This is a genomic window from Paenibacillus sp. sgz302114 (genome assembly GCF_056120345.1).
The window spans coordinates 1-252 of the sequence record NZ_JBVYOI010000076.1 but is presented as its reverse complement, the minus strand read 5'-3'; the positions used below and the strand labels follow the sequence as shown (position 1 = coordinate 252).

Annotated in this window: 1 tRNA gene and 1 rRNA gene; both read right to left on the bottom strand. The window is 48.0% G+C overall.

The window, feature by feature from the left end:
* Positions 1-2: 2 nt before the first annotated feature.
* Positions 3-78: transfer RNA gene (locus tag AC0LWF_RS28005), tRNA-Asn, on the bottom strand.
* 91 nt (positions 79-169) lie between these two features.
* Positions 170-252 (bottom strand): 23S ribosomal RNA (locus AC0LWF_RS28000); the annotation flags it as partial.

The window sequence follows — 252 nt, the reverse complement described above, 5'->3', positions numbered from 1 at the left end:
AATGGCTCCCCGAACAGGACTCGAACCTGTGACAACTCGATTAACAGTCGAGTGCTCTACCAACTGAGCTATCAGGGAACAACATGAATGTTCGGGCAAATCTTAACACCCTGAAAACTGGATACGAACCTTTGCGAAGGTTTCTTGCTTTAGCTGGATTTCACTTGTTTAGGATAAGCCCTCGACCGATTAGTATTCGTCAGCTGCACACGTTGCCGCGCTTCCACCTCGAACCTATCAACCTGATCGTCT